The sequence below is a fragment of the Bacteroides sp. RCH18 genome (assembly GCF_058231005.1).
On sequence record NZ_JBIPTC010000001.1, the window covers coordinates 1,829,741 to 1,855,361 of the forward strand.

The window sequence follows — 25,621 nt, forward strand, 5'->3', positions numbered from 1 at the left end:
TATAAACTCTAAAAGCTTAAAGTCATGAGAATTACTTACAACGACAAATTGAACAAGCTGCTAAACCCCTATTTGGAGAGTTTACTAAAGGAAAAATCAAGCCTGGAGCCGGAAACGCTTACCCTGTTCGACATGTTCATGGAGGATTTGGACATGGGAGGACGGTATGGTATATTCAGTGAGATACTGGAACCTCGTCTGGAGGAGATCATCCGGGAAGAAAACATCGAAAGCATTGCCAATCTGATGGATGGCAGACTTAACACGCTGTTCCGCTATATGTTGGGCGACGAATTCGCCGGACTGTTCCATACTTATCTGCAACTCGAAGCACGCTGTCCGCATACCATCGGATACGACCGGCGCGCCCAGCGTTCCGCCAATCCGTCCAATCATCTGGACCATGCCAGAGACGCATGGCTACAGTTTTTAAAGTTACGCGCTACCGGATTTTCAGTGGAAGCGATCTTAAAAGGAGGAAATACACCCGAAGATACAGAAGAATTCAGCGGCTATATGAACTCTTCCTACTGGCTGGCCGCACAGATAGCGCAAGGTAACGAAAAAGTAATCGAATACCTGAATCAGGCACTGACCAGCGAAAACAATGTCCACCGCCTGCAACGCTGGTATCTCCACGCCATCGCCATCAGCGGACACCGCCCGCTGTTGGAACTGGAAGGCAAACTGCTATTGGCAGCCAAGCTACAGGAAGGACTGCGCCAAGCCATCGTGGAAACGATGGACGAAGGATGTCCCGAAAGTTACCTCTACCTGTTCTCCATCATCTACAACAACGGACTGCAACGTTTTGCCTCCGTCAAGCGAAGCATCGCCGTATGCACCGGAATCGGCGAACAGGACAGCAGCGAACGGATTACCAACAAGTATGTCGAACTGATCTGGAATTTCCTGAATCATCCCGAAACAGCCCGCAATACCCTGCAAAGCAAGGATACAGTCGAACTTTATCTGGCTTTGTGGAGCATCGGATTCTATGATACGGACGAGATCAGAGCCATCGTACCGGACATCATCCGAAAGGGAGCCAAGCATCAGATACAGACGTTACTGTACTTCCTGCGCTGCACGCAATCGTCTCAGATGAATCATCTGATCAGCAAAGACGCATTCGAAGTATGGCACGACGACCCGAAAGTGGTGGCGGCTATCCTTCCTCTTTATATGGACGGGCTTTATCTAAGCCGATACAGCGATAACAAGGAAGCTCCCACACTCAGCGATTATTTTGAAACACCGGAAGAGGCGGTCCGTCACTACGGATATCTGAAACAAGTCTACCAGTCTATTTCCGCCAAGGAAGTCTATTCGCCTTATGTATTCCCGTGGGATTGTGTGGTACTCACCCGTTCGGATGTAGTCCTCAAAATGGCGTACATCGCATGGATGACCAACGATATCCGGCTGAGAGAGGAACTTTGCACGTATCTTCCCGCGCTCGAATCTTACAACCGTGCCAGCTATATCGGAATCGTCCTGGCCCGTACCGAAAGCAAGGTGGAGCAGGAATATGTGCTGCAATCACTCGGAGACCGTTCGGCAGACATACGGGATGAAGCGTACAAAGTATTGTCCGAAATGTCCCTGTCCCCCGAACAGTATCAGCATATAGAAGAATTGCTCCGTTTCAAATATAGCGAGATGCGTATCAATGCCATCAATCTGCTGATGAAACAGCCGGAAGCACAACTGGCGGCCAGTATCCGCCGATTGCTGAGCGACAAGAATGCCGAGCGCCGCCTTGCCGGACTGGATATGATGAAGAGCATCCGCAACGTCGATTTCCTGAAAGACAGTTATCAGAAACTCCTGTCCACCGTCAGAGAGATTCAGAAGCCGAACGCCAAAGAAAAGATTCTGATCGAATCGCTGATCGGAGACGGTACGGAACAAAGCCCGACAAGTAACTATACCCGAGAGAATGGCTTCGGGCTATACGATCCGGCGCTTGAAGTCAGCCTGCCTCCGATTACTCCCGATGCCGGATTCAATGTGAAGAAAGCATTTGAGTTTATTCGTTTAGGAAAAGCCAAAGCGATCTTCGACAAGCTGAACAAATACATCGAAAAGCATAAAGAAGACGAATTCACGGATAAATATGGTGAAGTACGCCTGGTGGGCAACAGTGTCTTACTGAACTGGTACAAGCACTACGACGGACTGAGCGAACTCGGACTTCCGGAACTCTGGCTGAATTTCTATCAACAGGAAATCGGCAGTTACGACAAATTGCTGATGATGAAGTTCATGCTGGCCTCTACCGGAGCACCCAACGAAATAGAAGAGGACGAAGACGATGAATTTGACGAAGAAGAACAGGAAGACAAGGAAGCCGCCATCCAATCGCTCAACACGTTCGAACCGCTTATCAATAAGATGTATGCAGGCTTCACTTACCGCGGGCTGCAAAAGTCGCTCCGCAAGCTGACCTATTACCGGCAGATAGAAGATATTATCGACGGACTGGCACATGAATACAGAAACGAGGCAACTTATCAGCAGTTCTCCGTCAATATGCTTTTGCAGTTGCTTCCTCTGCTCAATACGAAGAATATCTTCCGTCAATACACCAATAAGCATACATGGCTCAGAGACAAGCAGGAATATGGAGCAAGGGAGATCGTTTACCCGATACACAACAACAAGTTTGTACGGTTCTGGCTCGATGCGCCTCAGCATCCCATCAATGACGCTCTCTTCACCCGTTATTTCACCGTACGGTACCAGCTCTACAAGCTCACCAACTATATGGAGCATACTCCCGAACTGGAAGAAACGGATGTCTACCTGCAAAGCATGGACTTTGCCCACGCATGGATGCTGGGACTGATTCCTACCGAAGAAATATACCGGGAACTGATGGGACGTGTCAACTCGCCCACACGCATCAAAGATATCACTTCGGCACTGGACGAGCGCAACCACTCCCTCTTCCATTCACTGACCCAGAAAGTAGTGAACCGAATTCTGGAAATAGAATTGCAGCGGGGAGATTCCGAGACTCAGGTCACCCGTCTGGCGGAAGAGCTTCACCGCGTCTACGGAGCAGAAACACTGATCCGTATCCTGCAAGCGTTCGGCAAAGACACCTTCATACGTGACAGTTACAACTGGCGCAACACCAAACGGGGAGTATTGAGCAGCCTGCTCCACGCCTGCTACCCGTCTCCGGACGACGACAGCGATACACTCAAAAGCCTCGCCAGTCAGGCCGACATCAGCCATATACGACTGGTGGAAGCTGCCATGTTCGCCCCGCAATGGCTGGAACTCACCGAAAAAGCGACCGGATGGAAAGGACTGGAAAGCGCCGCTTACTACTTCCATGCCCATACCAGCGAGTGTTTCGACGACAAGAAGAAAGCGATCATCGCCCGATATACCCCGATTGCCATAGAAGACCTTCAGGAAGGTGCTTTTGATATCGACTGGTTCAAGGAAGCCTACAAGACCATCGGCAAGGAACGTTTCGAAGTAGTGTACAATGCAGCCAAATATATTTCATTAAGCAACACCCATACCCGTGCCCGTAAATTTGCCGATGCCGTCAACGGCAAGACCAAAGCGGCAGACGCGAAGAAAGAAATCATAGCGAAGCGAAATAAAGACTTACTGATGAGCTACGGCCTTATCCCGCTGGGCCGGAAGGCCGACAAGGAATTGATCGAACGCTATCAGTTCCTGCAAAAGTTCCTGAAAGAGAGCAAGGAATTTGGTGCACAGAGACAGGAAAGTGAAAAGAAAGCCGTTGCCATCGCCCTGCAAAACCTGGCACGCAACTCCGGTTACGGAGACGTCACCCGTCTGACATGGAGCATGGAAACGGAACTGATCAAGGAGATCACTCCTTACCTGACCCCCAAAGAAATAGAAGGCGTGGAAGTCTATGTGCAAGTCAACAATGAGGGCAAACCGGAAATCAAACAAGTAAGAGCCGGAAAAGAGCTGAACAGCCTGCCTCCCAAACTGAAAAAGCACCCATACGTGGAAGAGCTGAAAGCGGTACACAAAAAACTGAAAGAACAACACGCCCGTTCCCGCATCATGCTCGAACAGGCAATGGAAGACTGTACCCGTTTTGAGGAAAACGAACTGCGCAAACTGATGAAGAATCCGGTTATCTGGCCGCTACTGAGAAACCTGGTCTTCACCAGCAACGGCAGAACAGGCTTCTACACCGATGGCCTATTGATAACGGCTGATGGCATTTGTCTTCCGCTCACTCCGAAAGAGGAACTGCGCATCGCCCATCCCACAGACCTGTATGCGAGTGGCAACTGGCATGCTTATCAGAAGTTCTTGTTTGACAAAGCTATCCGCCAGCCTTTCAAGCAGGTATTCCGCGAATTGTACATCCCGACACCGGAAGAGAAAGACGCTACGCAATCCCGCCGTTACGCCGGCAATCAGATTCAACCGCAGAAAACGGTTGCCGTACTGAAAGGACGGCGCTGGGTAGCCGATTACGAGGACGGACTTCAGAAGATATACTATAAAGAGAATATTATTGCCACGATCTATGCGATGGCGGACTGGTTCTCTCCTGCCGACATCGAAGCTCCCACGCTGGAATTTGTCTGCTTCCATAACCGCAAGGACTATAAGCCGATGAAGATTTCGGAGATTCCGCCTGTTGTCTTCTCCGAAGTGATGAGGGATGTAGACCTTGCTGTCAGTGTGGCTCATGCCGGAAGTGTCGATCCGGAAACCAGCCATTCCACCATTGAGATGCGCCGTGCATTGGTAGAGCTCACCCTGCCTCTGTTCCACTTCAGCAACGTCAGGGTGAAAGGGAACTTTGCATACATCGAAGGTAAGCTGGGCAAATACAATATTCATTTGGGCAGCGGTGTTATCCATAAAGAAGGCGGTGCACAAATAGCCGTTCTTCCGGTACACTCGCAAAGTCGCGGACGATTGTTCCTGCCTTTTGTGGATGAAGACCCGAAAACAGCGGAGATACTGACGAAAATCATCTTCTTCGCAGAGGATGATAAAATAAAAGACCCGAGTATTCTAAACCAAATCAAATAGAAAAGAGATGGCAGAAAATTTACTGATCCACACAGGTAATAAAGAAGAGAAATATCGTGAACTGCTTCCACAGCTACAAGCATTGGTAAGCTCGGAAACGAATCGTATCGCCCATCTGGCAAATATTGCCGCCGCACTGAAGCAGACTTTCCACTTTTTCTGGGTCGGCTTTTATCTGGTGGAAGGCAACGAACTCGTATTGGCACCGTTTCAAGGTCCCATCGCCTGTACACGCATTCGTTTCGGCAGAGGAGTTTGCGGCACAGCATGGAAGGAAGCGCGGACGCTGATTGTTCCTGATGTAGAGCAGTTTCCCGGTCACATAGCCTGCAGTTCCGATTCCAGATCGGAGATAGTAGTACCTATTATAAAAGAAGGAAACGTCATCGGAGTGCTGGATATAGACAGCGATACACCGGACAGCTTTGATGAAACGGACGCACGCTATCTGGAAGAAATCTGCACGTACATCGGCTAGTTTTCTTTGTACTGTACCGCCCGAATAAAACAGAGGCTCTGATCTATGTGAACAGAGCCTCTGTTTGCTATAAATAGAGCCTTCGTTTGCACCAAACAGAGGCTTCGTTTTTTCACCAGTCCGCTTCTTCTATTTCCCTTTCCCGAAACAACAGAAGTTGCTTGCGGAGGGAAGTAATTTCACGCCTCATATCGTCCATTCTTTCCAGCATATGATGAATGGCGTCAATGCCTTCCATATTGATGGATAAGTCATAGTACATCCGGCTATAACGTTCCACGTTCGGAAGTTCGGAGACAAGCAGATAATGCTTTCCGGCTTCGGTACGTACATTAATCAAACCACCTTCTTCCAGCATCTCAATGAATGAAGGTTCAATATGACACTTCTGACAGTATTCACTGACAATAATTAATTCGGTCTGCATAGTGCTCATTCATTTTAGTTCATACTCTGTAATTGACGGAACAACTCCTTCTGCGCTTCTGTCAGATTCGTCGGAATCTTGACGGAATAGGTAACAATCAAGTCACCGAATTGTCCTTCTTTCTTATAGACCGGGAATCCCTTGCCTTTCAGACGTACCTTCGTACCGTTCTGAGTCTCCGGTTTGATCTTCAGTTTCACTTTGCCGTCCAGCGTATCAACGACTTTATCACCACCCAATACAGCAGTATAAAGGTCTACTTCCACGTCTACGTACAAGTCATCGCCCAAGCGCTTGAATACAGGGTCTTCGGCAATGACGAAAGTGATATACAAGTCACCGGCCGGACCTCCGTTCACACCTTCAGCTCCGTAACCTTTTAGTTTAATCACCTGCCCGTCGGCCACACCTGCGGGAATGGTAATACGTACTTGTTTACCATTGACAGTCAATATCTGTTTATGCGTCTGAGCAGCATCACGCAGCGAAAGATGAAGCTCCGCATTAAAGTCCTGTCCACGGAATCCGGCAGAGCTTTGTCCCCTGCCCCGATGCCCGAACATCGATTCGAAGAAATCGGAGAAACCACCGGCATTACCTCCGGAGAATCCTTCGCCACCGTCGGACGAATACCAATACGTTCCGTCACCATCAGAGAATCCCTGACCGCCACCACCGAATCCGCCAAAACCTCCGGCACCACCATAGCCACCGGCTTGCTGCCGCGCTTTTTTCTGAGCTTCAAACTCATCGGCATGTTTCCAATGCTCCCCATACTCGTCATACTTCTTACGCTTCTCAGGGTCACTCAGTACTTCATTGGCTTCATTGATTTCCTGAAACTTGTCCTTCGCACTTGGGTCATTAGGGTTCAGGTCAGGATGATACTTCCGGGCCAACTTACGAAAAGCCTTCTTTATATCATCCTGAGAAGCACTTTTGTCAACTCCAAGAATCTTATAATAATCTATATAAGCCATGTTTTATGAATTTAATCGTTCATACTTTTATATCGCAAATAACACGCCAATCATGCTTTTGGATATAAGAATTAACAAGGATTAATGAATAAGTAATAGGTAATAAGTAATAGGTAATAATCGTAGCTTCGTATAGCCTTGCCTGTACGGCTACGGTGTATTACTTATTACCTATTACTTATTACCTATTACCTAATACCTAATACTTGACATTTCTGGAAGTCAGGCTGTTTCATTCCCAGATCATCCAAGGGGCGGGGTTCGTTATGGTCATTCAGATATACTCTCGGCTTCATGGTGTAAAGAGGGCTGACTACAGATGAGGAATCGTTGCGGTAAGAAGTTTGCACTCCGCCCAGTTCCAGCATGGTAGGAAAGAATGAACGGCTGGAAGATAGGTCCTTATCCTTATTCTTGGTCACGGTTTGCCAATGTTCGGGATAAGCTTCCCGATAGGTGTCGGACATCCATATCAGAAACGGAACATGAAGCTGATAGTAAGAAGGAACTGGAGAAGCATGAAGGAACAGATGACGGGAATCGTCAAAAATATCCTCTCCATGATCAGAGGTGTAGAGCATTGCAGCATCCACGTGCTGTTCTTCGAGCATCTGAATCAGACGTGACAGAAAGCTATCTGTATAGCGGATGGTGTTATCGTAAGCATTCACCAGGTTATCACGGTACTTCACTTCCGCTTCTACCGGATAATCGGGCAGAAAGAAAGCGTCTTCCGACGGATAACGTTCACGATAATTGAAATGTGAGCCGTATGTATGAAGTACGATAAACTGTTTCTGATTTCCCTTGGATAATTCTTTCGCTACTAATGCCAGCAGTTCATCATCAGAAGGATTGTAGGCGGAATCCAGCGAATCTTCTTTTATAAAATCGAATGTATCGGCTTCCTTTCCGAAGAAATCAATAAAGGAATGATTATAGCGCTGGTTGGAGAAAAAGGCTGTCTGATAACCTGCCTCCTTAAAGGCCGTGATGATTCCTTTTTGATAGTAGATGGAGTCGAAGTTACAGGCTGTAATATCCGACATCAGCATGGGCACGCTTTTATGGGTGGTATTCGACTCTGTCAGGACTTTGGAGAAAGCAACAATTCCCGGTTGACGGGACAGAAGCGGATTCGTCTCCCGCTCATATCCGTAGAGTTGCCAGTTCAATGCGCGGGAAGTCTCTCCCACTACCATTACATACACTTCACGCTTGTCCGCTGGATGAGTGGCTTGAGCACGGAAAGTAAAATCTTTCGAAGTATGATGGTAATTTTGCGTCAATGCCGTGCGTTGAAAAGCAAGTCCCACATTATAGCATACATTGAGAGGATAAAGATCGGATTTCAGTTCATAGCGGGAGTCTTCCCAGTAAGCTCCGCCCAAGGTGAGAAGAGAGATTCCAAGCAGGATGAAGGCTCTCTGCCGTTCCCTGCGAATAAATGCCACAGAAAGCCGGCGCTTGCGGATAATCGAAATCATGCCCAATATCAGGGCAGGAATGTAAAGTATGACTACGGTAACGATGGCCGGTAATAAGTTGTCCAGCAATTCCATCGCTTCACTCGAATTGGTGGTTACCAGATTCAGAAACATATCTACAGCGATGATGGACTGTCCGAACAGATAAAGCAGCACAATCTGAAAGGCGCCGAAAAACAGGAAGATGAACAAAATCCAGAGCATCTTGCCACAGTTGCGGGACAAAGTCATCAGCAGATAGTAACAGGCTAAAGGCAACAAAACATTGCTTACCTTCGCCATCAACGGCAAGGGTTCTGTGAAACACAGAACGATGTTGGGCATTATCAGGATGATCAGGAACAGGTAAAACAAGTGTTCCTGATTTTCAAACCATTTCTTTATGTTCTTAAAAAGCTTCATTGATATTAAATATAAATCCGGTCTGGTGCTTGCCAAACCCTAAATCCAAACGTACATTTACTCTCTTCTTAAATTCCCAGCGATAGCCGAAACCATAATTGGGAAGGATATGCTTCGGCATAAAGTCGGAGAAGCGCGGAAATACAGTTCCCGCTCCTGCCCATACAGCCACTCCGTTTCGTTTCCATATATGCTGACGGAGTTCTATCTGTGCATCCATCGCACACTTATCACGATAACGCCCTTCATAATAACCACGCATTGAGTAAGAACTTCCGAGGGTTGCCATCAATCCCCACGGAGGATTGCCATAGTTCAGTAAAGTGTGAAACTGTCCTGCAAGGACTCCGCCTTTCCATACCGGATGGTAATAGCTGGTTGTCAGTTCCGTACTGCTAAACGCATATTTATTACCGAGAAAAGCCGGACTAAACCGTTGGTCTATCCGCAAGTAATATCCCTGATAGGCATTGGTCAGAAAATCACGGGAGTCATAAAGAAGGGAAAGGCCGAGACTCGTATTAGTGGTCCGTGCCGACATTCCTTCCCAAAGTTCCGGCTTCTCAAAGTCGCGCCCGTCTATATAATCGAATACAGCCATCGGTCCGATATAGAAACTTTTCGCTACACGAAACATGAAGTCGACTTTCACTTGCGCCTGAAAGCGTTTGTAGTCGCTTTCATTATCAGAGTTCGCTCCATTATCATATCCCCTTCCCCAATAAAGACTGGGGAAAGAATAAAAATAAAGATTATAATTCAACCGGTATTTCTCTTGCGGGAACAGGTGATTGCCTCTTACTCCCAACAGATAAAAACCAACAGTAGAGACATCTCCATAAAGAGAAACATTCGAAGGGGGAAGGATCGAATCATTGCGGTCTGTACGATACAACCCCGCCGCCACCAATCCAAGACCAAACTTGGTATCACTGGAATAATGAGGACCGCCAATCACACTGAAATCGAACTTTTTATTTTTCTTTTCCTTATTGGCGTCATTAAAATAATCAAGAAACTTCTTGAAGAAACCGCGCTTTGTCTGAAGCGAGTCTGAGGTTGCCACAGAGACAGAATCTATCGGCACATCTTTGCCCATAGAATCAGTCTGCGCACTTATAGTGGTTTGTGTCAACAACAATAGCGCCAATAATACAAGTCCGTTTCGTCTAGCATCCATCATAACAAGAAGCAATATTACGGGGACAAAGTTAGCCCCAAACTTCCTATTACAACAGTATTATAAACGCTTTTGTTGTTCCATTCTTCTCTTTTAACGTCTCAAAAGTCGAATAAATTGATTTACATCCTCTTCCGTTGTGTCAAAAGAAGTCACCAGGCGGATTTCGTGATTCGCCTCATTCCAGAAATAAAAGAAATAAGATTCCAGCATCCGGTCGATAGTCGGACGGGGCATGGTCAGAAATAACTGGTTGCTCTCCGGCTTCTGGGTAAAGGTGACTTCGGGCAGTTCCTTAAGTGCCTGATAGAGCTTGCTTGCCATCGCATTGGCATGAGCGGCATTCTTCAGCCACAGGTCATCCGTCAGGTAGGCAGTAAACTGACAGGAAAGGTAACGCATCTTGGAAGCCAGCTGGGCAGATTGTTTCCGGACAAAACGGGCTTCCCGTTGCAGGTCCTTATTAAATATAATCACACATTCCCCCATCATCAGTCCGTTTTTTGTTCCGCCGAAACTAAGGATGTCAATCCCACAGTCTACAGTCAGTTCTTTGAGCGAAAGATGAAGGGCGGCACAGGCATTGGCAATCCTTGCTCCGTCCATGTGGACATACATACCGTTCAGATGGGCAAAGTCAGTCAGACGTTTCAGTTCTTCGGGTGTATAAATCGTTCCGAGTTCGGTGCATTGGGAGATGTAAAGCGCACGGGGTTGCGAATGATGCTGGTCGCCGAAACCGTGCAGATAAGGCTGCATCAGTTCGGGAGTCAACTTACCATCGGTTGTGGCAATCGGCCGAATCTGACAACCTGTCATTTTCACGGGAGAGCCGCACTCGTCTACATAAATATGGGCAGTTTCCGCACAGAAGATTGAATGATACGGACGCGTCATTACTTGCAAAGCCACCACATTGCTGCCCGTACCATTGAATACAAACAAAGGGACACAGTCCGGTGTAAAGGTTTCTTTTATCTTGGCTACAGCTTCTTCCGTCCATTGATCATCACCATAACCCAACGCATGATCTGCGTTTGCCCGGCTCAATGCTTCCATCACCAACGGATGCACACCGGAATTATTATCAGAGGCAAAACTTCTCATTGTTTCTTCTTGTTTCTTCGCATTGTTTTAATTATCATGCAAAGTAACAGAATTATTTCCAGATATACTTCTTGCGCAGCCAATAATCTAATCCGAGCAAGACCAATGCAAGAAGTGCGATATAGACATAAAATGCAAACAAAGAAGAATCCTGCCGGACATTCATTTGCGGCATCACATCGGCAAAGTTAAATTCCAGATAGAAAGTCAGCACATAGACACCCAGCCCTACCAACGCCAAAGCCGATATCAGCAAAGCTGCCCAACCGATTCTCGTTTTCCGCTTCGTCTGCTTCTCAGCCTCCTGATGAACACGCTCCATCATCCGATACGAAAAATTGGAAGACAGTCGTTCCGTTTGCCTCCGTTCCAATGCTTGTTTCAGCATATTGCCCGTATTCTCGTTTATCTTTCTTTCCTCTTCCATATCCTCTCTTCTATTTATTATTCATCAATACACAAATCTTTTTCCGGGTACGATGAAGCCGTACTTTCACATTACTGATCGAAAGTTTCAGCACCTCACCGATCTCTTCCATTGACTTTTCTTCATAATAAAACAAAGTAATCAATGCTTTCTCTTCTCCGCTCAACTGCTCTATCGCCATCTCCAAACGCTCCAGTTGTTCTTCGGTTTCTGCCGGAGCAAGCACATTGTCCGCCATCTCATCGGGTACATTATTAATCGTATTCTCTTCTATATAAAGAAACTCCTGTTTCTTTTTCCGGGTAGCCGAGATAGCGGCATTGTAAGCGATGCGATAAATCCATGTAGAAAAACGGCACTCGCCTTTATAACGATTCAAGTTGCGGAAAGCTTTCAGAAAAATATCCTGAAGCAACTCCTCCGCATCTTCGGGACAACCGACGATCTGCACCACCAACGTATACAACGGACGACTGTAGCGGTCAAGAAATACGGAAAAGTATTCCGTCTCTCCATCCAGTATGCGTTCGATATAGTATGATTCGTCTTTCTGTTCCATCTTGACTCTTTAGACGCTGCCCGATACAAAAGGTTACAATCCGGAAAAGAAAAAATACAGGATTATAAATTATCTGCTTTTCAGTGTAACCTTTTTCCGTCCACTGCGTCAAACGATACAAAGAACGAAAATATTCACTTAAAAACAGTATAATTATGATGGATTTTATCACCATTCCCTTGGTAGTAGGTACTATTACATTAGGAATCTACAAATTATTTGAACTTTTTGTATGCAGGAAAGAGCGGATAGCCATGATTGAAAAGCTGGCTGACAGAGTCAACACGGGAGAAATCAACAGTAACTTATCCCTCAACCTTAATTACTCCCGCTCCCGGTTTACCTTCGGTTCTTTAAAAAGCGGTCTGCTGATGCTTGGAATAGGATTAGGTCTACTGGTCGCCTTCTTTATCTGCATCAACTCATTTCCGGGATACACTGCTTCCAGAAACTGGGACGTGGAACGTCAGGCAAGTGTCGTGTATGGCGCATGTGTACTTCTTTTCGGTGGCGCAGGGCTGCTGGCAGCTTTCCTCATCGAGATGAAAATACAGAAGAAAGAGAAAGAATAAAAAACCAAAATCCCCGAAGCCTCATCTACAAAGATGTAACTTCGGGGATTTAATTTGTACTCATTAAAACATCAGACATTCTTTCATCCAATATAAACATTTACACAGAGATATACATAAAGTTCTTCATCACACTGATCGAACTCTATCTTATTCTCTCTCGATAACCAGCCCAGAGCGGCACCCAATTCTTTATCCTTCAACCCGGACTTTCTCTTTAAGGTACCATAGCCCCATTTCTCATTGTTGCTCAGCAGTTGCCAGACTTTACCAGCATACACACCGATTTGCTTTCTATCCATTTTCTACAGCTATTAAGAGGTTATAAACATTAGGTTAAGATTTCGCCTATAAAGATAACAAATGGATATCACAATTGTTCCCTCCCAGATACTAAAAAGTTGTTACAAAATTATTTTTAACATAAAACCTGCGATGTGTACCGACACAACAAGCATATTAGCATATGTTAAAACAGAACTTTTCTTGGCATACATCTGTTATTACATTAAGAATCAATCCTAAACCTATTAGAAATATGGCAAAAAAAATAGCAGAACAACTGATCGAAACATTAGTTGAATCGGGCGTAGAGCGCATCTATGCCGTGACGGGCGATAGTTTAAATGAAGTAAACGAAGCTGTCAGAAAGAACAATAAGATACAATGGATACATGTACGGCATGAAGAAACCGGAGCCTATGCCGCAGCAGCCGAAGCTCAACTGACCGGACGGATAGGATGCTGCGCAGGCAGTAGCGGACCGGGGCATGTTCACCTCATCAATGGGCTATATGATGCACAACGATCAGGAGCACCGGTCATTGCCATCGCTTCCACCATCCCCAGCGGAGAATTCGGGACTGAATATTTTCAGGAAACCAATACTATAAAACTCTTTAACGATTGCAGCTACTATAATGAAGTGGCAACCACTCCGGGACAATTCCCGCGTATGCTTCAATCAGCCATTCAGACAGCCATCACCCGAAAAGGAGTAGCCGTTGTAGGCTTACCGGGAGACCTGGCCAAGGCATCTTCCGTTTCCGTCGATTCTTCGGTAAAAAATTATCCGGCTCCGCCAGAAGTCTGTCCGGCGGAAGAAGACTTGATACAATTGGCAGAGTTACTGAACCATCATAAACGCATTACTCTTTTCTGCGGCATCGGCTGTCGGGGAGCACACGAGGAAGTGATCGCGCTTTCGGAGAAGCTGAATGCTCCTGTGGTATATACTTTCAAAGGAAAAATGGAAGTACAATATGAAAATCCTTATGAAGTAGGAATGACCGGACTGTTGGGAATGCCTTCCGGCTATTACAGCATGCACGAAGCCGAAGTACTTCTTATGCTCGGCACAGACTTTCCTTATTCCGCTTTCCTGCCCGATGACATCAAGATAGCACAGATAGATATCAAACCCGAACGGCTCGGGCGCCGTGCCAAAGTGGATATCGGACTTTGCGGAGATGTAAGAATGACTATTCAGGCATTATTGCGTATGCTGAACCCCAAGACTGATGATACTTTCCTGCTGAAACAACTGAAAAGATATGAAGGGGTAAAGAAAGACCTGGCAGCCTATACGGAAGATAAAGGAGATATAAACAAAATCCATCCGGAATATGTGATGTCCGAGATTGATAAACTGGCATCGGATGATGCAATATTCACCGTAGATACCGGAATGACTTGTGTATGGGGTGCACGTTATCTGCAAGCTACGGGAAAGCGGCATATGCTGGGATCTTTCAATCATGGTTCTATGGCAAATGCTTTACCACAGGCCATCGGGGCAGCACTTGCCTACCCCGACCGTCAGGTAGTGGCACTCTGTGGTGACGGAGGTCTGTCGATGACTTTAGGAGATCTGGAGACCGTTGTTCAATATAAGTTACCGATTAAGATCATTGTCTTCAATAACCGCTCCTTGGGAATGGTAAAACTGGAAATGGAAGTAGACGGGCTGCCGGACTGGCAGACAAATATGCTGAATCCGGACTTTGCGCAAGTAGCCGAAGCAATGGGAATGACAGGCTTCAATGTCAGCAATCCGGAAGAAGTACTGACTACTTTATTAAATGCATTCGAACTGGATGGTCCGGTACTGGTAAATATCATGACCGATCCGAACGCTCTTGCCATGCCTCCTAAAATAGAGTTGGGGCAGATGGTAGGCTTCGCCCAGTCCATGTATAAACTGTTGATTAACGGACGCTCACAGGAAGTGATCGATACTATTAATTCGAATTATAAACATATACGGGAAGTCTTCTGACAGTTCCTTCTTCAACGATATTTATCCTTGCACACAGACAAGATGATTATCTTCAGAAAGGTATAACCTGATCTCATTACAGACCAACAATGAGTCAGGTTCTACCTTTTTTATATATCCAACTGAAGGATAATCATTTTATTTTCTTATGTTTGTAATCATCAAAAAAGAGAAGCACATGGAAAAACCGGACTCTTCACTCCTATTCAGACAACCGATGTATGCCGATAAAAGACAATGGAAACAATTTCTTTCTATTTTTCTGTTAGCCGCAGGCGTTGGTTTTACGGTGGCAGGAATTATCTTTTTCTTCGCCTATAACTGGGAAGATCTTCCCAAATTCGCCAAACTGGGAATCGTACAAACATTACTTGTTGCATCTGTCCTGCTGACAGTATTCACCCGATGGAATATACTTATCAAACAGATAATCCTCACTGGAGCCACATTCCTGGTAGGCACACTTTTTGCTGTATTCGGACAAATCTATCAGACGGGCGCTGATGCGTATGACCTGTTTCTGGGCTGGACACTGTTCACCATCCTTTGGGCAGTCGCCATCCGTTTCACTCCGATCTGGCTGATGTTTATCGGACTGCTCTGTACTACCATATGGCTGTATGCTATGCAAATAGTGCCTGATAACCAATGGGCAGTCACTTTACCGACCAGTGCAGTAACCTGGATTTGCGCTTCGGCAACGGTCGTCACAGAATGGATGAGTATCAAAGGTACCCTCAGCCGACAGAACCGTTGGTTTGTCAGCCTGCTTTCTTTGGCCACCATCGTACATGTGACTTATCTTATGATGGCAGTAATCTGCGAAAAGGATGCAATCGTATCCATTCCGCTCGCAAGTACCGTTCTGCTGTTCTCGGCAGGGTTATGGTTCGGATGGAGACAAAGGAATTTATTCTATCTTTCCGCCATTCCTTTTGCCATACTGATGATTTTACTATCCCTGTTTATCTGTCACAGTAACCTTAGGGATGTCAACATATTTCTCCTCTCAGGAATTATTGTTATCACCGGTACCACTTTATTGATTTATGCAATCCTTCACCTAAAAAAACAATGGTATGGCACAGAAGAGTAACCTGACAATCGAAGTCCTTTCAATTATCGGAGGAGTGCTGACCGCTATCTTCTTTCTGGGATTTCTGGCACTTTCCTCCATTCTCCGATCCGAAACATCCTGTCTGATTGTAGGAAGTATCCTGATCATTACTACTTTATTTGTCAATCGTCTCCTGACCAAACCTTTTCTGGATGCGATGAATATTACGTGCTACATAGCCGGATGTATATTAGCCGGTTATGGAATGAATAGAAACATAGATGTCCTCTTTATTGTACTGATAGGGATCAGTGTAGTAACGATGCTGTTATCCAAAGGGTTCATCCTGACTTTCCTTTCGGTAATCTCATTCTATATGGCACTGTTCGGAGAGATAACGAACTTATTCTCTTCCCTGAATCCGCTGAATGTGGCTGCCGTGCCTATTATAGCTATTTTCTTATTCGTCAATCTATCTGAGACAAAAATACTCAGCTATACGAACGGGGATTTGTCTAAATACAAACCTATTCATTCCGGTCTGTTCGTATCGTGTGTCCTTTCATTGGCCGGGTTGTCTGTCAATTACTTGACAAAAAGCACAAATGACTGGATCATATCTGTTTTCATGTTAGTGGGTATCCTTCTGATGGTTTATAAAATCATGCAGGTGATGCAGGTTAAGAGTCCGGTACATCAGGTGTGCATTTATCTTCTTTGTATCCTGATCTGCCTTCCCAGTCTGCATGCCCCTTATCTATCGGGCAGTATCCTGCTGATACTGATATGTTTTCAGTACGGTTATAAAGCTGAGTCCGCAGTTGCGCTCCTCCTCTTCATCTATTCCCTATCCAAATATTACTATGATCTGGATATCACCTTGCTGACGAAATCGATCACCCTGTTCTTCACGGGAATCGCATTGCTCATAGCCTGGTATATTTTCACTCAAAAAAAGACAAGACATGAAAAAATATAGCCGAATACTGATTATCGCTAATTTACTCCTTCTTTTGGGATACTTTAACTGGTCTGTTTATCAGAAAGAACAGACGTTGAAAGAGGGACAACTCGTATTATTGCAACTGGCTCCTGTCGATCCCCGTTCTCTGATGCAAGGAGATTATATGAGGCTTAACTATAAAGAAGCAAATTCCGAATTGATAAACAGGCAGGAAGCTAAACGCGGTTATGCCGTGCTCAAGCTGGACAAGAATCACGTCGGAGAATTAATACGTCTTCAGGAATCCCTTGAACCAGTAAATGAAAATGAGATCGTCCTGAAATATAAAACGATAAATGGCAGATTATTCCTCGGTGCCGAATCCTTCTTTTTTGAAGAAGGACAGGATTCTGTCTATAATCGTGCCGCTTATGGTGGATTGAGAGTAGATAATAAAGGACAGAGTTTACTGGTAGGATTGTATGACGGGGATTTCCGGCAGATTAAACCGTACAGAGGCAAATGATAATAGTGTATATAAGAAAACAAAAGAGGATGCCAGTGGGAAAAAGGGTGGCATCCTCTATAGGGGACAAATACTAAAAGAGCACTTTCACAAGCACAATCTTTGTATTCAGATCGCCCTTTTGACTCTTTTCACATTCTAGTGAAAAAGGGATTATAGAAGTCCCGACTTTCACAAGCATAGACTTCCATATATTTCTCATGTGAAAACTCCTCATATTGAGGTTAATGGGGAAAATAGAATTTCACATGAGAGTGGGAAATTTCATTCTGCGATGCAGATACTTACACGATTTTCTTCAGGGGTGGAATAAGGTTGTACAGTATCCCCCTTGAAATCTATGATAATCCTATCAGCTGCAATGCCCTTTACTTTCAATGCTTCAGCAACATTTTTAGCCCGAGTTTCAGATAGCCTGTTATTAATTCTCGGATTACCTGTATTTATATCCGCATAACCTGTCACATTCATTCTTGCAGTAGGATGCTTTTTCATATATTCAACCAAAGAAGCAATCTTTGATTGCTGATCATCTTGAATACGTGCAGAATTCAGAGCGAAAAAGATATTCTGTTTCAAAGTATCTCTGACAGTTATTTCTTTTTTCGACTGATCTACTACAGGAGTAAACTCAGATTTTTCTATCACTGTTGTTGGAGTTACTTGCTCCACGTCATAGTAGACAGGCACTGTCTTTTTATAACTTTTACCAAAAGTAAAAGTAAAACCTGCCAAGGCATTGAACTGCCAGTCAGCATTACGGCCCTTCTTTGAGTTGAACTTGTCTGATAACATATTGGTATTCAGCTCCAGATTAATCCCTACATGATCATTTAAATGAAGATTTGCTCCCAAACCACCACGTCCTCCAACATATGCTTTCTTACCTGTCCAAAGATGATGTAATTTATATCCGTTCGCATTTAAGGCTACAGCTTCATCGTTACTAAATACGCCATTCAAGCCTACTCCCAAAAAGAGATAAGCATTAAAAAAACGTTTAGGATTAAAACCACAACACAAATTACCCAGATCAAGCATAGCATCTACACTGCCTTGCAAATACTTATATGTATAAGTAGTAGTCGGGGTTACCCAACCTCCTTTGGCTTGCCAACCGCTAGCCTCAGCCCGGAGCCCGAACAAAGGAGTAAACTTATACCCAAGAGATATTGCTATTGACGGAGAAAGTAAATCTCCAAAACCAGCTTCCCCCACAGTATAGGCACCACCACCCTGGACAGATAAAAACCAATGCGGATTGTGAACTATCTTTCCTTCCTCTTTTATACGAGGCTGGCTGCTTATACTACCTGACTGTTGAGCAAAAACTGCAGTAGAGCACATCAAAAATGCAACTAAAAGAATGTGATATTTATTCTTCATGTTCGTACTATATAATTTCAATTTAAAACAGAGGACGCTCCTTTTATTCCCTCGGAACGTCCTCTGTAATTATGAGAAGTCATACTTTTGCAAGTCAGACTCCTTTATGAGGAAAATATGACTCTGTTATTGAGCATCTTTCGCCAATTTAACAGGAATATTACATATTACGACTGACAAGTCTTTGAATGTAACAGTAGCTGTTACAGTAAGATTGTAATCTTTCACCAAAGTAGAACCTTGATTTTTCCAAGTAACAACACCTGTTGCATCATCTACTTCTAGTCTAGAATCCTTAGACATATTAGAAGTCAGTTCAGTCCAAGCAGCATTTTCTACGAAAGCATATTCTACGCTAACAATATCATTAGTCAACTTATAAGTATCTGTAGCCTTAGAGCTTAATACCAAAGTTTTTGACGTATTATCGTAAGAATAGATATTACTACCTTCATTGTCCTTAACAACGACCTGCGGCATTGTTGCACCTGTGTTCTCACCAATACCATTACCATAAATGCTTATGCCATTAGTAGTACCAGCAACAAACGGATTAACGAATACAATGTTATAGTTAAAGTTACAGATTTCATCGTTTACCAAAGTAACCTTGTAAGTCATGTTCTTAACATCGTCACGCTTAGTCATCGCTTCAGTCAATTTCACTGTTTCATCTGTGTTGAATGAAGTCAAAGGATCCGGAGTAACTCCAGTAATACCAGTTGCCCACTGGAATTGAAGAGCATTTACGTTATTTACCTTATTGTAATATTCAAAGATATTCTCACCTTCCAGGTTAGCAAAATGTTCACTTACAACAGAAGACATTTCCCAATATCCTGAAGTATTCTGCCCTTTAATTACGATACAGTCATCATAAGTTTTGCCATCTGCAAGAGACTTATATGTTTCATTGTAATAAAGAGGATTATAAACATAAGGAACACATTCTTCCTTCACATAGAATATTTGTTCAAGTTTGATATCACCATGTGAGTTATCATTAGAAGGAATAATAATCTTCACTGAATACTTAGCACCCTTGCCATCAATATCTTTATAAGTGTTCTGAGACTTAATTTGGTTGTTAACACCAACCTTGATAGCTGAAGTCTTAGTAGCATCATCATTCAACTTAATATTAAGCAAAAGTCCCTTATTAGAGATCACAACATCAGTTTGCTGAGAAACTTCTTCACTGATGATTGTTTCTTCCTGACCACTCTTATTAGTCACAGTAACCAATACATTATATTTATGATCCTGACCACCATAATAATTCCAGAATGTTGTAGAAGTCAGCTTAGCAGTACCATAAATCTTATTATTGATAGCCTGATAATCCATATTAACGTTATCAAGAGCATAAGTATTGGTAAATGCTTGATCACCGCTTTCTAATTTATGATAATCAGCAGCTTTAGGATCAGACATATTAATAGTGCCATAATCAGGCTTAGTTCCCGGAGTAGGATCTTCTTCTGTAATAGACAGTTTAATATAAGAAGAAGCAACCAGTTTCTTCGCACCACCATTGCTAGTCAAGAAAGCATCTACTCTTACCACCGGAGTACGTCCGATAGCCGGAGTTCCATTAACGACTTCCGGATTAACCTTGATTACACCATTATCAAGTGTATTTTCTCCATCTTTTGTGATGAACCACTGCTGATTAGTCTTCTCGTCATCATTAGCCAGATATTTCTCAGGTATAGAGAATTCATAGCTCATGCCCTTGAAGCCCAGTGCAGCCAACCATTCTGTCTTATTGTCAGAATACAATCCGACATAATCTTTCAGATCAATCGTACTAGTATATTTAAACGCAGCATTTGCGTCTGCATCCAATGCTACAAATTGTTTGATGAAAGCATCCGATTCACCTTTTGCTATAGATTGCGTACGATTATAGAATGTTATAGCAGCCTCACCTTTTACAGTTTTTGCACTATCGGCGAGTATAAGATCTATTTCTTCAGAAGTAATATGAACGTAATCAGAAGTCAGAGGTTTCTGACCATACCATGCCTGTAAAGCAGCAATGTTATATTCTTGGTTTTCAACCAATGCATTCGGGTTGACAGTAGCACCAATTACAACAACACCATTACTTACACTCTTATCATTTACATTCAAAAGAAGAGTTCTGTCACCGGCAGCACGAGTAGTGATTTTACGATCAATAAAACCATATACCGTTTTTGCATCTACATTTGCATCTTCCGGATTCAGACGGTAGTTCATTGCTACAACATTGGATTTACCCCAGTCTGACTGTGCTTTGAAAGTATTATTAGCATTATACTTAGTTTCATCCAAATAGTTCTTAATATGATAGAAAGGATTACTAGTAGTAGCATACGGAACATCCTGGCTTACAACATCTGGTATGAATGCTATAGAAGACAAAGCAATGCCTGAAACAAGATCAACAGAAATTGACTCACCATCTTTTCCCTGCACGCCAGTAAGTGTCAACACATTACCATTAAGGACTGCACTAATACCTCCTTCAGATGCAGCCTTCCAACTGATATCTGTCGATTCAACGAATTTGTTATCTTTCCATATGTCAAAGCATCCGGTTTCCGGATTAGGTACATAGTACAGACCATTTTCACCAGGTTTACCATCTTCGCCCGGTTTGCCGTCTGCACCGGGCTTACCATCTGCACCGGGTTTGCCGTCTGCACCAGCTTGACCATCTACACCGACAGCTTTGTATTGAGTCTTCACACCATCTTTATACCAATAGCCATCATTTTCGCCAATTGTCCAAACAGCAGCGTCTTTACCAGCAGCACCGTCCTTGCCGTTTGTCAGCTCATAGCTTTTACCATCGCTGAGCGTTACAGTAATTCCATTTTCTCCCTTAGTAACGTTCGTGATGACAGCCCCACCATTCACTTTAGCCTGCAATTCATCCAGTGACACTTTTACAGCATCAATCTGTTGTTGCAGATTGTCAATGTCATCATCGTAGTCCTTACAGCCTACGTAGGTGACAGTAGAAAGTGCTAACGCCCCGAAGAACATCACTTTTACAAATTTTCTTTTCATAACTACTTAAAAATTACATTAATAATATATTATTAAACACTAAGTTTCAATAATGCCTGTCCCGTTACTTGGTAGGTAACGGGTAAACCTTTGTGGTAACCTTTATAAAGTAGTTTTTGTAGAAAACAGATTCAAAAAGAATCTAAATCTTTTACCCCTGCTTAGTAGTAGCGGCAGAGGGGAGGAAAATCTTTTGCCAAAATTTAAGGTTAATACAGTCTTAATACAAAGAATCCGCAGTATTTGTCGTTTATGTGTTCTTTTTTTAGTAGTTTATCTGAGAATTTTTCAATTTTGTTTGCATGTTTTCCAAAATATGTCCATATTTGCAGCGCTATTCAGTCCCGTTACCTACCAAGTAACAGGTTAGTAATCAAACTATTATTCCACCAATAGAGCGTTTCACAAAATCAACGATCCTATTATTTGCTTCATCAATTTTCCTACTACGGAATGGCTTCAGATAAGTTTCGGTCACCGTAATGGAAGAATGTCCCATCGCCTCAGAAATGATACCCGGATGAATTTCACAATAATAAGCTGTCGTAGCCCAGGTATGACGTGCTGTATACGAGCTAAGTTTGCTTTCCAGTCCCAGCCACTGACCTAACAATTCCAAATGCTGATTGAAACTCCGCAAGGCCAACTGATATTCTCGATATGCTTCCTGACTTCCTTCAATACTATGAAGAATTGGAAACAAATAAGGAGAACTAAGATCCCGGCTTATGTGCTTTTCTAATAAAAGCATAGCTTCCGGTGTCAGAGTCACTGATAAGGAACGACCAGTCTTACGCCGACGATACGTTATCACGTTTCCTCTTAAATCGCTTTTACGCAAATAAGCCAAATCAACAAAAGGTAAACCACGAAGCAGAAACATCAGAATAAACAGTTCCTTCGTACGACGTAAATCTGAAGGAATTGTGGATGATTTCGACAAACGACTAAAAACTTTTCGCATATCTTCATCTTCCAGCGCACGTTTCCTATCTGCACGTGTTCCTGTGTAAACAGAACGGAATAAATGCGGAATATATTCCGCTTTACGAAGATCAACTGCACGATTATAAACCGCACGCAACACACGAAGGTAAGTGGAAACTGTATTCCAACTGGAACCACGACTGCGAAGATAGACTTCAAAATCTTTCAACCATTCGGGATTTACCTGATGAAAATCAAGGTATTTACTCCCATGAAAGGTTGTCACAATGTTCAAAGTACTTCGATACACATGGGCAGTCCCAAAGTTTCCCTCTGCCCGTAGCCCATCGGCTACTTTCTTAAAAAATGAAATTAAATTCCCCATTGCATAAACTATTAGATATACACTATAATATAAATACACTTCCTATTATTATAATAGGAGCGAACGGTCAAAAAAACAAAGACCTCTTGATAAAAGTTTGGAGGCAAAGAAACGAATTTTAATTGGATCAGCATCAAAAACACGTATTTTGTTGATTTCTGTTGCTTTTACGCATTATACCATAAGTTTTCAAACAAGGGTTTCACCCTTCACCTTTTCTTTAAAGACCTTTATTCATCAGTGATAGTGGGTGAAGGGAGGTACCTTCACCTCTTTCTTCAGACAAGTCAGATACAATCAACCGCTCGTTTACATACAATCAATAGGATGTTTAAAACAAACATTGAGAAGAAAAAAATAATCTATTAGCATCTTTCCATTAGGTTATAGCTAATGCAAATATCATTATAGCAAAAATAAATTAGCTTATAGCAAAATGAATGATACTTTCATGAACGAATGTCATTCTCAGTTCAAAGGGTGAATAACTAGGCCTTCACCCGATATCGCCGATAAATAAAGGATTTCGAAGGTAAAGTGAAGGTGAAGATAATATTTATAACATCCCTCGTATGGCAACTTAAAGCTAGGCTTTAGCAACCATAAAGCATAGCTTTTGGATATCCAAAGCATTGCTTTATGAAAGCAAAGAATATTATAAACGAAGCTAAATGGCAGAAAGACTTTACCAACTAATTTTAAATACTTAGTTTCCTCCTTTTTCTACAACCCATTTCTCTATATTTCGTGTCTTGGCACTGAAATTCACTCCAATTTTGAACAACTCCCGATCATTGGATTCGAAAGGCTGAGCGTAATGTTTCTCATTTATCTGTAGCAATGCTTCCTCCGCTGTACCATCCAATTTAAACTCCATGATATAAACGAATTTATCTGTCTGGAGAACAAGATCAATACGTCCTTCACTAGTATGATATTCTGCTTTAACATAGAATCCTATTAACTTGAAAACAATAAAAAGAACATTTTGATAATGTAATTCCAAATCACGAATCAACTCATAAGGTGTATCAGCAAAGAAACTTTGTAAACGTCGAAAGAAAGAATCATAATCTCCGGCTTCTATCTCACGAACAAATTTCTGAATTTCAAAAGAAGATTCCACTGCATTAGTATTAGCATAGAAAGGAAGCAAGAATTTAACAAACCCTTCTTCCACTTCACGGTTAGGAAATCCAAGACGATAAATACCAAAGCGCTCATCATATCCTTTTATAGTGAGATAACCACTCTGATAAATGACAGGTATCGGATTGTCGGAAGTAGAATCAACACTATTCAAGACTTCAGCACTCGTTTCTTCGTGCGCCATTCTCTGAAGATCATAATGATGTTTTTTTAATAATTCTACCAGATAGGTAGGTGTACCGGTTTCGAACCAATAGCTGCCAAATTCATTACGTAAGAATGCATTGAGAAGACTAAACGGATTATACATGCCGATGGAATTATGAGTAAAATGGTAACCATCATAGTATTCACGCAATGCAACACATATTTCATTATATGTCATTCCACGAGCATCTGCAAATTCAGAAAGTTCAACCTCCAGATTATCATGCAATTCTTGATCACTGACTCCACATATATCTATATATTGATTCCACATGGAGATATCATTGAGATTATTCAAATCGCTGAATACACTAACCTTACCAAACTTCGTCACACCTGTCAGCATAGCAAATTTAATATAACCATCCATAGACTTCATCACGCCATAGAAAGCTTTCAATGTATTCCGGTATTCTTCCTGCAACTCATCTCTACCAATGGCTTGCAACATCGGTTTGTCATACTCGTCGACAAGAATCACCACCCGCTGCCCTGTTTTTTCTGCGGCCAGTCTAATTAAAGTAACCAAACGGTCATCGATCGTTTCATCACTGGAACATGAACCGTATTGAGCTTCGTAAACAAGAAGTTGTCGATCTATCAGACGGATAAGGTCATTTTCAGTATCAAACTTTTTAGCATTCAGATCCAGATGAATAACCGGATATTCAATCCAGTCCTTCTCCAGACTCTCCATCGCCAATCCTTCGAAAAGTTCTTTTCTTCCTTTAAAATAAGCTTCAAGAGTAGATAACAGCAAACTTTTTCCAAAACGACGGGGACGACTTAGAAAATAATAACTGCCAGTCTTTACCAATTTATAAATCAACGCAGTTTTATCAATGTAAAAGTAACCATCTTTTCGAATCTTTTCAAAGTTCTGTATACCGATAGGATAAATTTTACTACTCATATTCTCAGGGATTTTTGATTTGCAATACACAAAGATACTTCTTTCCAAACAAATAACGCCAAGTTACACACAAAAGTTTCTATCACAAAGCTGCGCAAAAAAAGAACCGCCTCCCC

The 25,621-nt window shown here is 43.1% G+C and carries 19 protein-coding genes; 7 read left to right on the forward strand and 12 right to left on the reverse strand.

Annotated features, from left to right (window positions below; genetic code table 11):
- The first annotated feature begins 24 nt into the window (after window positions 1-24).
- Both ACHLI0_RS07315 and ACHLI0_RS07320 read left to right on the forward strand, forming a co-directional pair.
- Window positions 25-5,055, forward strand: a complete 5,031-nt coding sequence (locus ACHLI0_RS07315) for a DUF4132 domain-containing protein (RefSeq protein ID WP_490748774.1) — start codon at window positions 25-27, stop codon at window positions 5,053-5,055.
- Window positions 5,056-5,062: 7 nt separating this feature from the next.
- On the forward strand, window positions 5,063-5,533 hold the full coding sequence (locus ACHLI0_RS07320) for a GAF domain-containing protein (RefSeq protein ID WP_490748775.1): 471 nt from the start codon (window positions 5,063-5,065) through the stop codon (window positions 5,531-5,533).
- A gap of 112 nt (window positions 5,534-5,645) precedes the next feature.
- Here ACHLI0_RS07320 and ACHLI0_RS07325 read toward each other — a convergent pair whose 3' ends face one another.
- From ACHLI0_RS07325 to ACHLI0_RS07355, 7 genes are all read right to left on the reverse strand, one after another.
- A complete protein-coding gene (locus tag ACHLI0_RS07325; RefSeq protein ID WP_008767738.1) occupies window positions 5,646-5,960 on the reverse strand; it encodes a chaperone modulator CbpM in 315 nt (104 codons plus the stop codon).
- Window positions 5,961-5,974: 14 nt separating this feature from the next.
- Window positions 5,975-6,940 (reverse strand): DnaJ C-terminal domain-containing protein, encoded by a 966-nt coding sequence (locus ACHLI0_RS07330; RefSeq protein ID WP_373248637.1) that lies wholly within the window; start codon window positions 6,938-6,940, stop codon window positions 5,975-5,977.
- Between the two features lie 188 nt (window positions 6,941-7,128).
- Complete coding sequence (locus ACHLI0_RS07335) at window positions 7,129-8,829, reverse strand: phosphoethanolamine transferase family protein (protein ID WP_490748776.1); 1,701 nt, start codon at window positions 8,827-8,829, stop codon at window positions 7,129-7,131.
- Window positions 8,816-10,012 (reverse strand): BamA/TamA family outer membrane protein, encoded by a 1,197-nt coding sequence (locus tag ACHLI0_RS07340; protein ID WP_490748777.1) that lies wholly within the window; start codon window positions 10,010-10,012, stop codon window positions 8,816-8,818. Before ACHLI0_RS07340 ends, ACHLI0_RS07335 begins: the two co-directional genes overlap by 14 nt.
- Window positions 10,013-10,102: 90 nt before the next feature.
- The gene (locus tag ACHLI0_RS07345; protein WP_490748778.1) at window positions 10,103-11,116 is read right to left on the reverse strand and encodes a threonine aldolase family protein; all 1,014 of its coding nucleotides are present in this window, start codon (window positions 11,114-11,116) and stop codon (window positions 10,103-10,105) included.
- Between the two features lie 52 nt (window positions 11,117-11,168).
- Complete coding sequence (locus ACHLI0_RS07350) at window positions 11,169-11,543, reverse strand: hypothetical protein (protein ID WP_008767734.1); 375 nt, start codon at window positions 11,541-11,543, stop codon at window positions 11,169-11,171.
- Between the two features lie 10 nt (window positions 11,544-11,553).
- Window positions 11,554-12,102, reverse strand: coding sequence for an RNA polymerase sigma factor (locus ACHLI0_RS07355; protein WP_490748779.1), 549 nt, complete (start codon window positions 12,100-12,102; stop codon window positions 11,554-11,556).
- 155 nt (window positions 12,103-12,257) lie between these two features.
- Here ACHLI0_RS07355 and ACHLI0_RS07360 point away from each other — a divergent pair, with 155 nt between their 5' ends.
- Window positions 12,258-12,674, forward strand: coding sequence for a DUF6249 domain-containing protein (locus tag ACHLI0_RS07360; protein WP_074858966.1), 417 nt, complete (start codon window positions 12,258-12,260; stop codon window positions 12,672-12,674).
- 83 nt (window positions 12,675-12,757) lie between these two features.
- Here ACHLI0_RS07360 and ACHLI0_RS07365 read toward each other — a convergent pair whose 3' ends face one another.
- Window positions 12,758-12,976: a winged helix-turn-helix domain-containing protein gene (locus ACHLI0_RS07365; protein WP_008763236.1), complete on the reverse strand. Its 219-nt coding sequence runs from the start codon at window positions 12,974-12,976 to the stop codon at window positions 12,758-12,760.
- Between the two features lie 236 nt (window positions 12,977-13,212).
- Between ACHLI0_RS07365 and ACHLI0_RS07370 the strand changes: the two genes are divergently transcribed.
- The 4 genes from ACHLI0_RS07370 (at window position 13,213) to ACHLI0_RS07385 (ending at window position 17,478) form a co-directional block, all read left to right on the forward strand.
- Window positions 13,213-14,952 (forward strand): thiamine pyrophosphate-dependent enzyme, encoded by a 1,740-nt coding sequence (locus ACHLI0_RS07370; RefSeq protein WP_490748780.1) that lies wholly within the window; start codon window positions 13,213-13,215, stop codon window positions 14,950-14,952.
- A 178-nt stretch (window positions 14,953-15,130) separates the two neighbouring features.
- Window positions 15,131-16,048, forward strand: coding sequence for a DUF2157 domain-containing protein (locus ACHLI0_RS07375; protein ID WP_490748781.1), 918 nt, complete (start codon window positions 15,131-15,133; stop codon window positions 16,046-16,048).
- Entirely contained in the window at window positions 16,032-16,988 is a 957-nt protein-coding gene (locus ACHLI0_RS07380) for a DUF4401 domain-containing protein (protein ID WP_055221479.1), read from the forward strand. Before ACHLI0_RS07375 ends, ACHLI0_RS07380 begins: the two co-directional genes overlap by 17 nt.
- Window positions 16,975-17,478: a GDYXXLXY domain-containing protein gene (locus tag ACHLI0_RS07385; protein ID WP_055221481.1), complete on the forward strand. Its 504-nt coding sequence runs from the start codon at window positions 16,975-16,977 to the stop codon at window positions 17,476-17,478. The genes ACHLI0_RS07380 and ACHLI0_RS07385 overlap by 14 nt, the downstream gene beginning before the upstream one ends.
- Before the next feature lie 264 nt (window positions 17,479-17,742).
- On the opposite strand, the gene ACHLI0_RS07390 is transcribed toward ACHLI0_RS07385, so the two are convergent.
- The 4 genes from ACHLI0_RS07390 to ACHLI0_RS07405 all read right to left on the reverse strand — a co-directional run bounded on the left by ACHLI0_RS07390 (window position 17,743) and on the right by ACHLI0_RS07405 (window position 25,505).
- Entirely contained in the window at window positions 17,743-18,864 is a 1,122-nt protein-coding gene (locus ACHLI0_RS07390; protein WP_055221550.1) for an OmpA family protein, read from the reverse strand.
- A 126-nt stretch (window positions 18,865-18,990) separates the two neighbouring features.
- Complete coding sequence (locus ACHLI0_RS07395) at window positions 18,991-21,900, reverse strand: PL29 family lyase N-terminal domain-containing protein (RefSeq protein ID WP_490748783.1); 2,910 nt, start codon at window positions 21,898-21,900, stop codon at window positions 18,991-18,993.
- Window positions 21,901-22,297: 397 nt separating this feature from the next.
- Window positions 22,298-23,236, reverse strand: a complete 939-nt coding sequence (locus ACHLI0_RS07400; protein ID WP_490748784.1) for a tyrosine-type recombinase/integrase — start codon at window positions 23,234-23,236, stop codon at window positions 22,298-22,300.
- Between the two features lie 706 nt (window positions 23,237-23,942).
- Complete coding sequence (locus tag ACHLI0_RS07405; RefSeq protein WP_234119935.1) at window positions 23,943-25,505, reverse strand: ATP-binding protein; 1,563 nt, start codon at window positions 25,503-25,505, stop codon at window positions 23,943-23,945.
- Between the last annotated feature and the right edge of the window lie 116 nt (window positions 25,506-25,621).

Excerpts from the sequence above, each read along its gene's own strand:
- ACHLI0_RS07380 (WP_055221479.1), top strand. The coding sequence starts at position 16,032 with ATGGCACAGAAGAGTAACCTGACAATCGAAGTCCTTTCAATTATCGGA.
- ACHLI0_RS07400 (WP_490748784.1), bottom strand. The coding sequence starts at position 23,236 with ATGGGGAATTTAATTTCATTTTTTAAGAAAGTAGCCGATGGGCTACGG.
- ACHLI0_RS07375 (WP_490748781.1), top strand. The coding sequence starts at position 15,131 with ATGGAAAAACCGGACTCTTCACTCCTATTCAGACAACCGATGTATGCC.
- ACHLI0_RS07330 (WP_373248637.1), bottom strand. The coding sequence starts at position 6,940 with ATGGCTTATATAGATTATTATAAGATTCTTGGAGTTGACAAAAGTGCT.
- ACHLI0_RS07405 (WP_234119935.1), bottom strand. The coding sequence starts at position 25,505 with ATGAGTAGTAAAATTTATCCTATCGGTATACAGAACTTTGAAAAGATT.
- ACHLI0_RS07315 (WP_490748774.1), top strand. The coding sequence starts at position 25 with ATGAGAATTACTTACAACGACAAATTGAACAAGCTGCTAAACCCCTAT.
- ACHLI0_RS07325 (WP_008767738.1), bottom strand. The coding sequence starts at position 5,960 with ATGCAGACCGAATTAATTATTGTCAGTGAATACTGTCAGAAGTGTCAT.
- ACHLI0_RS07395 (WP_490748783.1), bottom strand. The coding sequence starts at position 21,900 with ATGTTCTTCGGGGCGTTAGCACTTTCTACTGTCACCTACGTAGGCTGT.
- ACHLI0_RS07355 (WP_490748779.1), bottom strand. The coding sequence starts at position 12,102 with ATGGAACAGAAAGACGAATCATACTATATCGAACGCATACTGGATGGA.
- ACHLI0_RS07345 (WP_490748778.1), bottom strand. The coding sequence starts at position 11,116 with ATGAGAAGTTTTGCCTCTGATAATAATTCCGGTGTGCATCCGTTGGTG.
- ACHLI0_RS07360 (WP_074858966.1), top strand. The coding sequence starts at position 12,258 with ATGATGGATTTTATCACCATTCCCTTGGTAGTAGGTACTATTACATTA.
- ACHLI0_RS07365 (WP_008763236.1), bottom strand. The coding sequence starts at position 12,976 with ATGGATAGAAAGCAAATCGGTGTGTATGCTGGTAAAGTCTGGCAACTG.
- ACHLI0_RS07385 (WP_055221481.1), top strand. The coding sequence starts at position 16,975 with ATGAAAAAATATAGCCGAATACTGATTATCGCTAATTTACTCCTTCTT.
- ACHLI0_RS07350 (WP_008767734.1), bottom strand. The coding sequence starts at position 11,543 with ATGGAAGAGGAAAGAAAGATAAACGAGAATACGGGCAATATGCTGAAA.
- ACHLI0_RS07370 (WP_490748780.1), top strand. The coding sequence starts at position 13,213 with ATGGCAAAAAAAATAGCAGAACAACTGATCGAAACATTAGTTGAATCG.
- ACHLI0_RS07340 (WP_490748777.1), bottom strand. The coding sequence starts at position 10,012 with ATGATGGATGCTAGACGAAACGGACTTGTATTATTGGCGCTATTGTTG.
- ACHLI0_RS07335 (WP_490748776.1), bottom strand. The coding sequence starts at position 8,829 with ATGAAGCTTTTTAAGAACATAAAGAAATGGTTTGAAAATCAGGAACAC.
- ACHLI0_RS07320 (WP_490748775.1), top strand. The coding sequence starts at position 5,063 with ATGGCAGAAAATTTACTGATCCACACAGGTAATAAAGAAGAGAAATAT.
- ACHLI0_RS07390 (WP_055221550.1), bottom strand. The coding sequence starts at position 18,864 with ATGAAGAATAAATATCACATTCTTTTAGTTGCATTTTTGATGTGCTCT.